This window comes from Traorella massiliensis (genome assembly GCF_900104665.1).
GTDB lineage: Bacteria > Bacillota_I > Bacilli_A > Erysipelotrichales > Erysipelotrichaceae > Traorella > Traorella massiliensis.
The window spans coordinates 152,242-166,087 of record NZ_LT629967.1 but is presented as its reverse complement, the minus strand read 5'-3'; the positions used below and the strand labels follow the sequence as shown (position 1 = coordinate 166,087).

Annotated in this window: 16 protein-coding genes; 9 read left to right on the top strand and 7 right to left on the bottom strand. The window is 35.2% G+C overall.

Annotation, left to right across the window (positions count from 1 at the left end; translation table 11 throughout):
• Positions 1-104 precede the first annotated feature (104 nt).
• Both BQ5367_RS01970 and BQ5367_RS01965 read right to left on the bottom strand, forming a co-directional pair.
• Complete coding sequence (locus BQ5367_RS01970) at positions 105-482, bottom strand: metal-dependent transcriptional regulator (protein ID WP_071440898.1); 378 nt, start codon at positions 480-482, stop codon at positions 105-107.
• Positions 466-831, bottom strand: a complete 366-nt coding sequence (locus tag BQ5367_RS01965) for a Spx/MgsR family RNA polymerase-binding regulatory protein (protein ID WP_071440897.1) — start codon at positions 829-831, stop codon at positions 466-468. Before BQ5367_RS01965 ends, BQ5367_RS01970 begins: the two co-directional genes overlap by 17 nt.
• Before the next feature lie 84 nt (positions 832-915).
• Here BQ5367_RS01965 and BQ5367_RS01960 point away from each other — a divergent pair, with 84 nt between their 5' ends.
• Together BQ5367_RS01960 and BQ5367_RS01955 are read left to right on the top strand one after the other, a co-directional pair.
• Positions 916-2,319: a DEAD/DEAH box helicase gene (locus BQ5367_RS01960; RefSeq protein ID WP_071440896.1), complete on the top strand. Its 1,404-nt coding sequence runs from the start codon at positions 916-918 to the stop codon at positions 2,317-2,319.
• 84 nt (positions 2,320-2,403) lie between these two features.
• Positions 2,404-3,774, top strand: coding sequence for an MATE family efflux transporter (locus tag BQ5367_RS01955; protein WP_071440895.1), 1,371 nt, complete (start codon positions 2,404-2,406; stop codon positions 3,772-3,774).
• Positions 3,775-3,783: 9 nt separating this feature from the next.
• Here BQ5367_RS01955 and BQ5367_RS01950 read toward each other — a convergent pair whose 3' ends face one another.
• The 4 genes from BQ5367_RS01950 to BQ5367_RS01935 all read right to left on the bottom strand — a co-directional run bounded on the left by BQ5367_RS01950 (position 3,784) and on the right by BQ5367_RS01935 (position 7,444).
• On the bottom strand, positions 3,784-4,236 hold the full coding sequence (locus BQ5367_RS01950; RefSeq protein ID WP_071440894.1) for a YbhB/YbcL family Raf kinase inhibitor-like protein: 453 nt from the start codon (positions 4,234-4,236) through the stop codon (positions 3,784-3,786).
• Positions 4,233-5,399, bottom strand: a complete 1,167-nt coding sequence (locus tag BQ5367_RS01945) for an aminotransferase class I/II-fold pyridoxal phosphate-dependent enzyme (RefSeq protein ID WP_071440893.1) — start codon at positions 5,397-5,399, stop codon at positions 4,233-4,235. Before BQ5367_RS01945 ends, BQ5367_RS01950 begins: the two co-directional genes overlap by 4 nt.
• Entirely contained in the window at positions 5,396-5,887 is a 492-nt protein-coding gene (locus BQ5367_RS01940) for an Lrp/AsnC family transcriptional regulator (RefSeq protein WP_071440892.1), read from the bottom strand. Before BQ5367_RS01940 ends, BQ5367_RS01945 begins: the two co-directional genes overlap by 4 nt.
• A 72-nt stretch (positions 5,888-5,959) precedes the next feature.
• The gene (locus BQ5367_RS01935) at positions 5,960-7,444 is read right to left on the bottom strand and encodes a DUF1846 domain-containing protein (protein WP_071440891.1); all 1,485 of its coding nucleotides are present in this window, start codon (positions 7,442-7,444) and stop codon (positions 5,960-5,962) included.
• 288 nt (positions 7,445-7,732) lie between these two features.
• Here BQ5367_RS01935 and BQ5367_RS01930 point away from each other — a divergent pair, with 288 nt between their 5' ends.
• From BQ5367_RS01930 to BQ5367_RS13610, 6 genes are all read left to right on the top strand, one after another.
• Complete coding sequence (locus BQ5367_RS01930) at positions 7,733-8,995, top strand: UDP-N-acetylglucosamine 1-carboxyvinyltransferase (protein WP_071440890.1); 1,263 nt, start codon at positions 7,733-7,735, stop codon at positions 8,993-8,995.
• Positions 8,977-9,195: a DUF4177 domain-containing protein gene (locus BQ5367_RS01925; protein ID WP_202615248.1), complete on the top strand. Its 219-nt coding sequence runs from the start codon at positions 8,977-8,979 to the stop codon at positions 9,193-9,195. The genes BQ5367_RS01930 and BQ5367_RS01925 overlap by 19 nt, the downstream gene beginning before the upstream one ends.
• A 102-nt stretch (positions 9,196-9,297) precedes the next feature.
• Positions 9,298-9,915, top strand: coding sequence for an L-threonylcarbamoyladenylate synthase (locus BQ5367_RS01920; RefSeq protein WP_071440889.1), 618 nt, complete (start codon positions 9,298-9,300; stop codon positions 9,913-9,915).
• The gene (gene glyA / locus BQ5367_RS01915; protein ID WP_071440888.1) at positions 9,912-11,138 is read left to right on the top strand and encodes a serine hydroxymethyltransferase; all 1,227 of its coding nucleotides are present in this window, start codon (positions 9,912-9,914) and stop codon (positions 11,136-11,138) included. The genes BQ5367_RS01920 and glyA overlap by 4 nt, the downstream gene beginning before the upstream one ends.
• Positions 11,139-11,195: 57 nt before the next feature.
• Positions 11,196-11,513, top strand: a complete 318-nt coding sequence (locus BQ5367_RS13325; RefSeq protein WP_202615247.1) for a nucleotidyltransferase family protein — start codon at positions 11,196-11,198, stop codon at positions 11,511-11,513.
• Complete coding sequence (locus BQ5367_RS13610) at positions 11,494-11,682, top strand: hypothetical protein (RefSeq protein ID WP_202615246.1); 189 nt, start codon at positions 11,494-11,496, stop codon at positions 11,680-11,682. The genes BQ5367_RS13325 and BQ5367_RS13610 overlap by 20 nt, the downstream gene beginning before the upstream one ends.
• 45 nt (positions 11,683-11,727) lie before the next feature.
• On the opposite strand, the gene BQ5367_RS01905 is transcribed toward BQ5367_RS13610, so the two are convergent.
• Complete coding sequence (locus tag BQ5367_RS01905) at positions 11,728-11,928, bottom strand: cold-shock protein (RefSeq protein WP_071440887.1); 201 nt, start codon at positions 11,926-11,928, stop codon at positions 11,728-11,730.
• A gap of 374 nt (positions 11,929-12,302) precedes the next feature.
• Here BQ5367_RS01905 and BQ5367_RS01900 point away from each other — a divergent pair.
• On the top strand, positions 12,303-13,846 hold a 1,544-nt coding region (locus BQ5367_RS01900), incomplete at its 3' end, for an IS1634 family transposase (RefSeq protein WP_071440694.1).

Genomic DNA, 13,846 nt, shown 5'->3' with positions numbered 1-13,846 from the left:
TGCAAGAAGAGAATTTGAGATAAAATAAAAAAGAAATTTAGATACTAAAAAGAGGAAATGATGCATTACAAGCATTTTCCTCTTTTATTACTTTTATTAATCGCTTATTGCTGAGAGTTTTTCACAATTTCTTTAATTTTATTGAATGTTTCTTCACTTAGGATATGTTCCATTTTGCAGGCATCATTTTCAGCAGTATCATGTGAAATGTTTAAGACTTCTTCTAGATAGCATGAAAGGATCGTATGTCTTTCATAAATTTTCATTGCTTTATTACGACCAGATTCTGTCAAATGTACATTGCCATACGTTTCCTGAGTCAGATAGCCTTGTTCCTTCAATACATTTACAGCTTTATTGACGCTTGGTTTAGATACATGCATTTGTTTGGCAATATCCACACAGCGTATCTTACCGACAGTTAGTTCTAATAAATACATTGTTTCAAGATACATTTCTAAGCTTTCACTGCTTTTTTCCATATTTCTCACCTATCTCATCATATTCCTTTTCATTATACCCTACAAGTACAAAATTATCACCTACTAGTAAAGGCCGTTTCACTAACATGCCATCACTGGCAAGAGCTTCCATTTTTTCATTATCACTCATTTGAGGAAGTCTTTCCTTATAATTGCCATTTCGATAAAGCTGCCCGCTTGCATTGAAAAACTTCTGAATGGGTTTGTTTGATAAAGGAATCCATATCTGTAATTCCTCTTTGGTCACACCTTCTTTAATGGGACGGTCAATAAAATCAACACCCATTCTTTCAAGATGTTTCTTTGCTTTTTGACATGTTGAACATTTGCTGTAATTGATAAAGTACATAAAATCACCTATTTCTATTATACAATATTTGCACATGTTTTCAAAATGATTTGCTAATGTGGTAAAATAGAAAGGGTGATAAATATGAAATTTAATGAATTAGGCTTAAGTGCTGAGATATTAAAGGCTTTAGATATATTAGAATATAAAGAAGTTTTACCTGTACAAGAGAAAGTAATCCCGATTCTTTTAGATAAAAAAGATGTAATTGTCCGATCAAAAACAGGAAGCGGGAAAACAGCGAGTTATGCTATTCCGGAAATTGAGAAGATCGACTGGATGTTGAATCAGCCTCAGGTATTAGTCTTGACACCAACAAGAGAGTTGGCGAAACAGGTGGCAGGTGAATTTAAAGCAATTGGTTCATATAAGAGAATCAATGCATTGCCGATATTTGGACAACAACCAATCAAAGGACAGATAACTGCATTGAAACAGAAGGTACATGTAGTTTGTGGTACGATCGGACGTATTCTTGATCATATTGAAAGAGGGACGCTTGATCTTTCAATGGTTCATACTTGTATTATTGATGAAGCGGATGAATGTTTTAAACTTGGCTTTTTAGATGACCTTGAGAAAATATTGCAGACTTTACCTTTATGTAATATGGCATTATTCAGTGCTACGATGAATGATGATGTAAAACAGATTGCCGGCAAATATCTTCATGATCCAGTTGAGATCCAAATCAAAGAGGCAAAGGAATATAATACGAATATTTCACTTTATTATGTTAAAGTGACTAAGGAAAATAAGATGGAAACACTTTTTCATCTTATGAATGAACATAAGCCTTCACAGGCAATCATTTTCTGTAATTTTAGAGAAAATGTAGAAACAGTATTTGATGCTTTTTATGATGAGGGATATTCCTGCTGTATGATTCACGGAGGTTTAGACCAGGATGAGCGGCTGTTAAATATGCAGGATTTTAAAAAAGGTATGTTTCGTTTTCTGATTGCCAGTGATGTTGCGGCAAGAGGTATCGACATTGAAAAAATCTCTCATGTCTATAACTATGATTGTCCAACAACCGCAGAGAATCTGATTCATCGGATTGGAAGAAGCGGCCGTGTGGATCGTAGAGGGGAATCCTACACGCTTGTTTTGGATACACAGATGAAATACATAGAACGAATGGAAGAAGAACTGGATACTCATTTTATTGAAACATATGCGAAGAAATCTGTAATGAGTAAGGAATTGGCAACAAGTGAGCGTGTTCATCTGAAAGATGAAAAATTAAGTGAACAGATCATGAAGCTTTATCTTAAAGGCGGTAAAAATAAAAAGATACGTCCAGGGGATATTGTAGGAGCTATTCTTGAAAATAAAAATGTGACATTTGAAGATATTGGAGTTATTGAAATATTAGAGCACCAAAGCTATGTAGATATATTAAACGGTAAGGGAGAAATGGTATTAGAAGATTTAAAAAAGCGTAAAATTAAGAATAAAATGATCATTGTTGAAAAGGCCAAATAAAATTTGGCTTTTCTTATTTTAGATGGTTGAATTCCATAGAGAAAGAGCGTAAAATAATTCACACATATGTAAAGGGGTGGTAAAATGGCAGGCGATCATTATCGCATTGATATGACAGAAGGAAAACTTTTGCCAAAGATTTTATTGTTTTCATTACCGCTAATTGCTAGCGGGGTATTGCAGCTTTTGTTTAATGCAGCGGATATTATTGTAGTGGGGAAATTTGATGGTCATGAATCTTTGGCAGCTGTTAGTTCAACAGGAGCTTTGATTAATTTGATCGTGAATATTTTTATTGGCCTTTCTATTGGAGCCAATGTTGTTGTTGCTCGGCATATTGGTGCTGATGAGCAGGAAGAAATCAGTAAGACGGTACATACAGCAATGATGCTAAGTATCATCGGTGGTATTATTCTGACGATATTTGGGATAGCAGCCGCAAGACCAATGCTGGAATGGATGGATACTCCGAGTAATGTTATTGATCTTTCGGTACTTTATTTGCGAATTTATTTTTTAGGAATAACAGCTTCATTGATTTATAATTATGGTGCAAGCATTTTACGTGCAAAGGGAGATACCAAACGCCCTTTATATTATTTGGCATTAGCAGGAGCGGTTAATGTGGTTTTAAATCTGCTGTTAGTTATAGTTTTTCATTTAGGGGTTGCTGGTGTAGGGATTGCAACAGTTGTTTCACAAATTATTTCTGCAGCGCTTATATTTATCTGTTTAACTCATGAAAAAGGTGGTATGCAGCTTCGTCCTAAAGAAATGCGGATTGATTTGAATAAGTTTTTTGATATCTTGAAAATTGGACTTCCGGCAGGTATTCAAGGATGTGTATTCTCATTATCAAATGTTGTGATTCAAGCTTCTGTAAATTCATTCGGTTCAACGATCATGGCAGGCAATGGTGCGGCACAGAATATTGAAGGTTTTGTTTATACGGGCATGAATGCTTTTTATCAGTCGTGCTTGACATTTACTAGTCAAAATATGGGAGCTAAAAGAATGGATCGTATCAAGCAAACACTTCTTTCTTGTCAGTTCTTAGTTATTGTTACAGGACTTGTGTTAGGAATTGGTGCCTGGTATTTTGGCGATATTTTATTATCTATTTATTCAGATGATCCGGCAGTTATTGCAGCAGGGATCGTTCGCCTTGGTTATGTATCTAAGACTTATTTCTTATGTGGTATGATGGATGTCATGGTAGGAACTTTAAGAGGTTTGGGATATTCAATTTTTCCAATGATCGTATCGCTTGTAGGTGCTTGCGGTCTGCGTATTTTATGGCTGGCAACAATATTTAATGTTTATCATACGATTGAAATGGTATATATTTCTTATCCTGTAAGCTGGATCATTACAGCGTTTGCTCATGTCATTACCTTTATATTTGTATTTAGAAAAGTTTCACATAAAATCAAAGAAGAAAGCCTCGCAAACTAAGCGAGGCTTTTATGATTTATAAATTCCTTTCAAAATAGCTTCTTCAAGAATATGTCCTTCCATTTTCCAATAAAGATCGTTGAAATAATGTTGTTCATCTAAATCAATCATACGATCCAATGCATAAACATGAAGTTCATAGGTATGATCTTTATCAGGAGGAGCCATACCGACATAATGTTTGTCCGTTTCTTTTGCAAGAGAATGATAGCCCGAAATAAAATCATCGGCACTTTCACTTTCTCCATCTTGTACTTCATCTCTTGTCAGATTCCATCCTACCCAATGAATAAAACTAAATCCACATACAGGAATCGCATCTTTGTCTTCAAATAGAAAGGCATAGCATTTTGTATTTTCAGGAGCGTCCTCGATTTTAAATGGGATGGAAATTTCAGCTCCTCTTTTACCATATTTATCATCAAAGATACCATTTTTTAAACCAATACTTGTTATTTTCATAAATATTGCTCCATAAAATATCCGATTTTTTCAATTGCAACTTTAATTTCCTCTATACTGTAGGCATAAGAAACACGAATAAATCCTTCACCCGCTTCACCAAAAGCGCTTCCCGGAACACAGGCGACATTCTGTTCTTCTAAAAGTTTCTCGCAAAACTCAAGAGAAGTCAGACCGGTTTTTTTAATACATGGGAAAATATAAAAAGCACCATGAGGCAAATGGGTAGGCAAGCCAATGCGATTAAAACCATTTACAATATAATTTCTTCTTAGTTTATACTGTTCTATCATTTCATCTACATATTTTTGACTGTTTTTTAGTCCTTCGATGGCACCGTATTGAGCAGCTGTAGGTGCACACATGATAATATATTGATGAATCTTTAAAATTTCACGTAAGAAAGTTTCATTTGTACATAAATAGCCAAGACGCCAGCCTGTCATTGCAAAAGCTTTTGAAAAGCCAGATATTAATATAACTAAATCTTTGATTTCTTCGAAATTTGCAGGAGAACAATGTTTTTCTTCATAACTTAATTCTGCATATATTTCATCTGAAATAACAATGATATTATGCTCTTTCAAAACAGGAATCAAAGGTTCATAGTCTTTTCTGGTCATAACCCCGCCTGTAGGATTAGATGGGAAGTTTAATATGATAGCCTTTGTTTTGGGGGTGATTGCCGCTAAAAGCTCTTCTTTTGTCAGCTTAAATTCATTTTCACTTTTCAGTTCGATAAATTTAGGAATACCGCCAGCTAATATGACTGCTGGCTCATAAGCTACATAACAAGGCTGAAGTAAAATAACTTCATCTCCTTTTTCAATGATGGCCCTTAGTGATAAGTCAATGGCTTCACTGCCTCCTACAGTAACGAGAACATTCTTATTAGGATCGTAATTAAGTTCATAACGTCTTTTTAAGTATTTGCTGATTTCTTTACGTAGTTCTAAAAGGCCGGCATTTGCCGTATAATGAGTTTTTTTTGATTTGATTGAATAAATTGCAGCTTCACAGATATTCCAAGGTGTAGCAAAATCAGGTTCTCCTACACCTAAAGAGATAACACCTTTTTTTGTATTAGCAAGATCAAAAAATTTACGGATACCACTTGGCTTTAATTCTCTTACCTGCTTGTTTAATAATTCTTCGTACATTATGGCATTACGACCATACGGTCATCTTCATCATCTTCATTATCCGAGAGAATAATGCCCGCAGTCTTATACTTTTTCAATACAAAATTAGTATTGGTACCCGTAACTCCTTCAACGACAGCAAGCTTAGCTCCAACAAAATTAGAGATTTCTTGCATTGTTTTGCCTTCTACCATAACAATGAATTCACTTTTGCCACTCATCAAATACATCGTTTCAACTTCACTGTAAGAATAAATCATGCTGGCTATACGATCATACCCATAATCTCTTTCAGGCTGACAGCTAACCTCTATCAAAGCACTGACACGGTCCACATTTGCTCGCTCCCAATTGATAACGGTATGATAACCGTTGATTACCTTTTCCTTTTCTAGCTGAGTCATCGTTTCCATGATGTTTTCTTCGCTTTCCTGAAGGATATCCGCCAAATCTCTTACTTCCCGGCGGGCATTTTTTTCAAGCAAAGATAATAGGATGCGCTCTTCCATATATAATCACCTCTTTATTTTTCTTATTTTACCAAAACCTTAAAAGAAAAGAAACCTTTTTCAGGTTTCATTTTATTTATGATAGAGTTTTTTAGTCTGATATACCGGTTCACATGTCAGATGAATACCAAGCTTTCTAAAAATGTTTAAATCAACATCGCTAAGAATAACGCTTGAATGAGCTTGAGCATCTCTTAATTTAGGAAGCTGTTTCAAAGCGGTATGACTTAATGGATTGGTCGTTGCGGAAATAGCTAGGGCAATCAGAATTTCATCAACATGTAAACGAGGATTGTTATTTCCAAGATTTTCTGTTTTTAATTTCTGTATAGGTTCAATGATGCTTGGTGAAATCAAGAAAATATCGTGATCGATTTTTCCAAGTACTTTTAAAGCATTTAAGACACAAGCACTAGCGGCTCCTAACAGCGAAGTGGTCTTACCTGTGATGATCTGTCCATCATTAAGTTCGATGCTGCAGGCAGGCTCTCCAGTCTCGTGAAAACGATCTAAACAGGCTTGCACACACTTGCGATCTTCAATAGATGTCTCGGCCTGTGACATAACCAATTCGATTTTAGAAATGGTATCTTCACCAGTCAGTCCCATCTTATGATCTACTAAAGCACTATAATAACGACGAATGATTTCCTCTTTAGAAGCTTGGATACAGGCATCATCATCGATAATGCAGTTACCAGCCATGTTGACACCCATATCAGTAGGTGATTTATAAGGAGATTCACCCATGATTTTTTCAAGAATCGTATTTAATACCGGAAAGATTTCAACATCACGGTTATAATTGACCGTTGTTTTACCATAAGCTTCTAAATGGAAGGGATCAATCATATTAATATCATTCAAATCAGCAGTGGCTGCTTCATAGGCAAGATTTACAGGATGCTTTAATGGCAGATTCCAGATCGGAAATGTTTCATATTTCGCATATCCGGCTTTAACTCCTCGCTTATTTTCATGATATAGCTGTGAAAGGCAAGTCGCCATTTTGCCGCTTCCAGGGCCTGGAGCTGTTACAACGACCAAAGGATGTGTTGTTTCCACATAGTCGTTTTTTCCAAAACCATCTTCACTAACGATAAGTTTCACATTATTTGGATATCCGCTGATTGGGTAATGCTTTGCTGTCTTAATGCCCAATTGATTTAAATAGGCAATAAAAGCATCAACGCTCGGCTGATTTTGATATTGTGAGATAATGACACATCCCACATAAAGACCTACTCCATTAAAGGCATCGATCAAACGAAGCGTTTCATCATCATAAGTGATCCCCAAGTCACTTCTTACTTTATTTTTTTCAATATCTGCAGCATTGATAACAATTAAAACCTCAACCTGATCTTTAAGTGTTAATAACATTTTTAATTTACTATCGGGCTGAAATCCCGGAAGTACTCGTGATGCATGATGATCATCGAATAGCTTGCCGCCAAATTCAAGATATAATTTATTATCAAACAATGAAATTCTTTCCTTGATATGAGCACTTTGCATCTCTAAATATTTTTGATTATCAAAACCGATTTTTTTCATAATTTCACCTCAACTTTTCTATTCTACCATAAATTTACATGAATTGGAGATAAATTTTTCATGAAGAAAAATTTATGATTTAAAGAAATTAAATTAGTCATTGATAAAAGGATATATATATTATAATAGAAATATCATATTAGAGCAAAGCAATATTATAAAAGCCAAAATTTACATTGTTTATAAAAAAATATTATAAACATAATCACTAGATATACAAAGATAAATAATATATAATGAGGATGTCAAGAAGAAGATATCTGAAGATGGGAGAATGGAGGAGGCAAAATGGAAGAAGTTATTAAAATTGAAGGCGGTAAAAAATTATCAGGAACGGTTCGTATTAGCGGCTCAAAAAATGCGACAGTAGCATTAATTCCTGCAGCAATATTATCAAGTGGTCCAGTTACAATTGTAGGTGTGCCATCTATTAGTGATGTTCAGTCACTAGCAATACTTTTAAAAGATTTAGGTGTTGATGTTGTTTTTAAAGCACATGATCATCTTATCATTGATCCTACCCGCATGCATAATAAACCAATGGTATCTGAAACAGTAGGTAAGTTAAGGGCTAGTTATTATTTTATGGGTGCACTGTTAGGTAAATATAAAAAAGCAGAAATGAAAATGCCAGGAGGATGTTATTTAGGACCTCGACCAATCGATCAGCACCTTAAGGGTTTTGAGGCTTTAGGAGCTACTGTAGAAAATCATCATGGCATCATGCGCATTGAAGCAAAAGAACTTATCGGAACAAAAATCTTTTTAGATATTTCCAGTGTTGGGGCTACGATCAATATTATGATGGCAGCTGTATATGCTAAAGGAAGAACAACGATTGAAAATGCCGCAAAGGAGCCGGAGATCATTGATGTTGCAACACTATTGAATAGAATGGGCGCTAAGATTCGTGGAATGGGTACGAATGTAATTACGATCGATGGTGTGGAGGAACTAGGAGGATGCTTCCATGAAATCATTCCTGATCGTATTGAAGCGGCTACGTATATTGTTTTGGCTGCAGCGGCAGCAAAGGAAATGACCATTGAAAATATCATTCCAACGCACTTAGAAGCTTTATTAAGCAAGCTCAAAGAAATTGGTATTGATATGGATGTCAATGTTGATTCAGTTACGATTCGTGAATCTGCCAATACTTTACAGCCAGTAGATGTAAAGACATTACCTTATCCTGGATTTGCGACAGATATCCAACAGCCTTTGACAGCCTTATTAACACAGGCAAATGGACAAAGTGTCATTACTGAAACGATTTATCCTGAACGCTTTAAACATTGTCACGAGTTAAATAAGATGGGGGCAGATATCGATGTTCGAAATCCATCATCATTTATTAATGGACCTACCCCGCTATATGGTGCACTCGTAGAAGCTACAGATTTAAGGTGTGGAGCGTGTCTGGTTATTGCCGGATTAATTGCTCAAGGAACGACAGAAATTCATAGTGTATATCATATCGATCGTGGCTATGAAAATTTAGATGGTAAATTAAAAGCATTAGGTGCTAATATATGGAGAGAAGAAGTGTGAAACAGGTGATGTTTGCAAGAATTAGTGCTGAGATGAATGGCTATGGAATGAAGGGTGGAAGATATTCATTTACACGTGCTGAAGAAATCATTCAAGAGAAGATTGAAAAAGGATGGTCATATAAAGGTTTTCTTCCCCTCAATATCAGAGGTACAGGTGAGATTGAAACGATATCACTTATATTTGAAAAGGATGAATAAGATAAAAACCAAGGTATTTTGACAGTATCTTGGTTTTTTCAAATAATAATGAAAAATAACATTAACAATGAATCTTCTTTTTATTTGTGATAAACTAGAAACATGAAAACAAAAATTATAGAAAGAAAAGAAATTGAACAGGCAATAGAATGTCTAAAGATGGGTGGCGTTGTGGCTTTTCCTACAGATACCGTTTATGGGCTGGGTGTCATTTATGATGAATTGGAGGCTTTAGAAAGATTGAAGCTCAGTAAAGGACGACCTGAAGAAAAACCAATTCCCATGATGATTGGAAGTAAAGAACAGCTGGAAACGGTGGCATTTACAAATGAGAAGGTAGAGAGGCTGATTGAAGCTTTTATGCCAGGAGGATTTACAATTATTTTAAAGAAAAAAGCTTGTGTGAGCGATCAGGTTACAAATGGCTTTGATACGATTGCCCTTAGAATGCCGGATGATGCATTTATTCTGGAGATGATCCGACGAATTGGTAAGCCGCTTTTGGTGACAAGTGCTAATTTGTCAGGACAGCCAACGGGTGTTTATTTTGATGATGTGAAGAAAGATTTTGATGGCCGGATTGATATGATTGTTAAAGGTGAGTGTAAAGGAAGTGTTTCATCAACGATTATAGATGCGACAGATGAGCAGTTGAAAATGGTTCGTCAAGGTCCTATTCATCAAGAAGATATAGTAAAAGAATGGGAGGGAAGAAAGTGAAGGACAAGCAAATTAGAGAAGCAATCATAAAAGAGGAAGAGCGACAATTGCATAATATTGAATGTATTGCTTCTGAAAACTATGTTTCAAATGATGTATTAGAGGCAGTAGGCAGTGTATTGACAAATAAGTATGCAGAAGGATATCCAAATCGACGCTATTATGGCGGGTGTCAGCATGTGGATGAAGTTGAAGAGATTGCACGTCAGCGTTTGTGTGAGTTATTTGGTGCTGAACATGCAAATGTGCAGCCACATTCAGGAAGTCAAGCCAACATGGCAGTTTATTTTACGGTATTAGAGCCTGGTGATACGGTGTTAGGGATGGATCTAACAAGTGGGGGACATCTTACCCATGGTCATCCTTTAAACTTCTCAGGTACCTTATATCGCTTTGTGAGTTATGGTGTAAATAAAGAAACAGAAATGATCGATTATGATGAAGTGCTGGAAATTGCGAAAAAAGAGAAACCAAAGTTAATTGTTGCAGGTGCGAGTGCTTATTCTAGAACGATTGATTTTAAAAGATTTAGAGAAATCGCAGATGAAGCTGGTGCATATCTAATGGTTGATATGGCACATATTGCAGGACTGGTAGCAGCAGGATTGCATCCTTCCCCTGTTCCATATTGTGATTTTGTAACAAGTACGACTCATAAAACATTAAGAGGACCACGTGGTGGAATTGTATTATGTAAAGAAAAATATGCTAAGGAATTAGATAAACATCTATTTCCTGGTATTCAAGGTGGACCATTGATGCATGTGATTGCGGGTAAGGCAGTATGTTTTGGAGAGGCCCTTCAGCCATCATTTAAGGAATATGCGAAACAGATCATCCGTAACTGTCAGGCATTGTGCGAAACATTAAAAGAGGAAGGCTTTAGAATCGTAAGTGGTGGTACAGATAATCATCTGATTTTAGTAGATGTTATGTCTTCTTTCAATGTTACAGGCAAGGAAGCTGAAAAACTATTGGATAGCGTATGCATCACTTGTAACAAGAATACGATTCCATTTGATACTCAAAAACCTTTTGTCACAAGTGGCATTCGTTTAGGAAGTGCTGCTATGACTACTCGTGGATTCAAAGAAGAAGAGTTTAAACAATTAGGACACTGGATTGGCCGTACAATTAAAAATAAGAATAATTTAGAAGAATTGAGAAAAATTAAAGAAGAAGTCCTGAAATGTACAAATCATTATCCAATTCGTTTTAATTAAAAAACCATCATATCACGAATAGAAAATATTTAAGAGTTGAAAATAAGGGAAATGGTCATGAATGATGATTGTATAAAATATAAGTTAAATGTGCTTTATAAAATAGCAGACTTATTAAATAAGGAACACATTTCATGGGCAGTGGGAGCTTCATTATTATTGTATTTAAAGGGTATTGTTCATGAATTTAATGATATTGATATTATGGTAACAGAAAGCGATGTTTTTCGTTTAAAAGAAATCCTGCTTTCTCTTGGCAGTCTTAAATCTTCAAAGATAAATTCAAAATACAAAACAAAATATTTTTTTGAATTTAACATTGATGGTGTTGAGGTTGATGTGATGGGGTGGATTTGTGATAGTAAATGGAGATAAGGAATATGATTGTTCTTTTTATGAAAATCAGGTAGTAGAAACGATACTGATTCAGGATACAAAAATTCCTTTACAATCTGTTGACTTGTGGGAAAAATATTACAAGCTGATGGAAAGAAAACATAAGGCTGAAGTGATAGATAGTTTTTTAAAAGAAAATAAGATATAAAAAAAGCCACAGCTTTATGCTGTGGTATTTCTAATGTCTATTGGATTAGAGAAGAACGACGTTTTTTGCCTGATCTCCCTGGTTTCCTTTTACGACATCAAAGGACACTTTTGCGCCTTCTTCAAGCGTTTTAAAGCCATCGCTCTGAATAGATGAATAATGTACGAATACATCTTTTGCACCCTCCATCGTAATAAAACCAAATCCTTTTTCACTATTGAACCATTTAACTGTTCCTGTACTCATTGTTAAGTACCTCCTATTTCTGTAATAAGTCTAGAGGTATAAAAAAACATATGTGAAACACGATTTTTAACCTTTTGAATAAACATACAGACTCGTATTTACATATGTGAATGGATATTTATTAGCTTGTTACATGCATACTTTACCATTAACCAGAAGCAAAGTCAACAACAATGCATTTTAAGATTTTAAAGACCATTAAATAGGAAGAAATGGACTATAACGTTAACTTAATTTAGTTTTATACATCTATAAAAAAGAAAAAATATAAATAGCTCAAATAGGTGATAAAATAAGCGTATTTGAGCTTTTCTGTTCGGAAAGAGTATGATATAATAGATGTATAAATATACATCTATAGAAAGGATGATTTTATGCATCAAAATCCTGTGGATTTACCTGAAAGAACAGTCATCATAAAAGGCAGAAGTGGCAGTTATGTGTACTTGACACAAAGGGTTAAATATTCGCCAGAATTAAAACAAACCAGACCAGTAAGAGTAGCTATTGGAAAACTTAACGAAGAAGGAAAGCTGATTCCAAACAGGAACTATTTTGAAATATTTCCATATGAACAGAATGAACCCGGAGATAAAGCAGACTTCGTTATTGCGGGACCTCATTTTGTGGCGGACAAGATAAGTGCTGGGAATGGATTAAAAGAACTGCTGGAGACGATTTTCAAAGATGATTCGGACAAGATCCTGGATATAGCGACATATATGATGATGAGCGAAAATAACGTAATGCAGTATTTTGAAGACTATGGATATAATCACACATTGTTCAGTGCAGAGAACTTCGATGATAATGCGATAGGAAGACTGTTTAAAAAAATAAAAGTAAAGGATATCGATTTGTTCATCAGATCGTGGGTACATATGCATGTTGAGAAGCAAATCTATATAGCTTATGATTCGACGAATATGAACAGTGCTGCAGGAAATCTTGAATTGGCAGAATACGGACATGCGAAGGATCGTGATGAATTACCGCAAGTGAATTTATCAATAGGATATAATCAGACGGATCAGGTGCCTTTATTCTATGAATTGTTTCCGGGAAGCATCATCGACAATACGGAATGTGAAAAGATGGTGGAGAGAGCCCGGCAGTACGGATGCAGGGAAATAGGATTCATACTGGACAGGGGATATTTTTCATTACGGAATATAAGGTATTTCGAAAAGCATAATTATGACTATATACTGATGACGAAGGGGAATGCAAAGTTCATACAGGAAGCGGCAGAAGAAGCAGGAGCAGTATTAAAGAACGGATATTCAAATTATATGCAGGGATACGAACTGTACGGGATGACAGTAGAGAAGGATTTATTCAATACAGGAAAAAAAGAATATGTGCATGTATATTATAATGGAATAGAAGCGGAAAAAGAAAAGATTACGATCAATAACAGATTCAATAAGATGGATGAGGAGTTAGAGAAGAAGAAAGAGAAAAAGATAAAGAAAGCAGAAGATGTGAAAAGCTATGAGAAATATTATCGATTGGGATTTGATGAGAATGGATACTTCATGAATTATCAAAGAAAAGATAACGAAATCATGAAGCTGATAAATAAAGCGGGATATTTTGCGATAGTGACGTCAAAAAAGATGAGTGCAGAAGAAGCGCTGGAAACATATCGGGATAGGGATGCGGTGGAAAAGATATTCAGGATGGAAAAGACATATTTAGGGAATGATGTATTCAGAGTACATTCGGAAGAGAAACTTGAAAGCAAAGTGTTCGTATCATTCATAGCATTGATTATCAGGAATGAGATTTATCAGTCATTAAAGGAATTGTATAAAACGAATAGAAAAGAGTACACAGTACCGAAAGTATTGAAAGATTATGAACGGCTGGGAGTAACTAAATTAGCGGATGAGAAATATCATATAAGATATCGACT

Excerpts from the sequence above, each read along its gene's own strand:
- BQ5367_RS01970 (WP_071440898.1), bottom strand. The coding sequence starts at position 482 with ATGGAAAAAAGCAGTGAAAGCTTAGAAATGTATCTTGAAACAATGTAT.
- BQ5367_RS01965 (WP_071440897.1), bottom strand. The coding sequence starts at position 831 with ATGTACTTTATCAATTACAGCAAATGTTCAACATGTCAAAAAGCAAAG.
- BQ5367_RS01960 (WP_071440896.1), top strand. The coding sequence starts at position 916 with ATGAAATTTAATGAATTAGGCTTAAGTGCTGAGATATTAAAGGCTTTA.
- BQ5367_RS01955 (WP_071440895.1), top strand. The coding sequence starts at position 2,404 with ATGGCAGGCGATCATTATCGCATTGATATGACAGAAGGAAAACTTTTG.
- BQ5367_RS01950 (WP_071440894.1), bottom strand. The coding sequence starts at position 4,236 with ATGAAAATAACAAGTATTGGTTTAAAAAATGGTATCTTTGATGATAAA.
- BQ5367_RS01940 (WP_071440892.1), bottom strand. The coding sequence starts at position 5,887 with ATGGAAGAGCGCATCCTATTATCTTTGCTTGAAAAAAATGCCCGCCGG.
- BQ5367_RS01935 (WP_071440891.1), bottom strand. The coding sequence starts at position 7,444 with ATGAAAAAAATCGGTTTTGATAATCAAAAATATTTAGAGATGCAAAGT.
- BQ5367_RS01930 (WP_071440890.1), top strand. The coding sequence starts at position 7,733 with ATGGAAGAAGTTATTAAAATTGAAGGCGGTAAAAAATTATCAGGAACG.
- BQ5367_RS01925 (WP_202615248.1), top strand. The coding sequence starts at position 8,977 with ATGGAGAGAAGAAGTGTGAAACAGGTGATGTTTGCAAGAATTAGTGCT.
- BQ5367_RS01920 (WP_071440889.1), top strand. The coding sequence starts at position 9,298 with ATGAAAACAAAAATTATAGAAAGAAAAGAAATTGAACAGGCAATAGAA.
- BQ5367_RS13325 (WP_202615247.1), top strand. The coding sequence starts at position 11,196 with ATGAATGATGATTGTATAAAATATAAGTTAAATGTGCTTTATAAAATA.
- BQ5367_RS01905 (WP_071440887.1), bottom strand. The coding sequence starts at position 11,928 with ATGAGTACAGGAACAGTTAAATGGTTCAATAGTGAAAAAGGATTTGGT.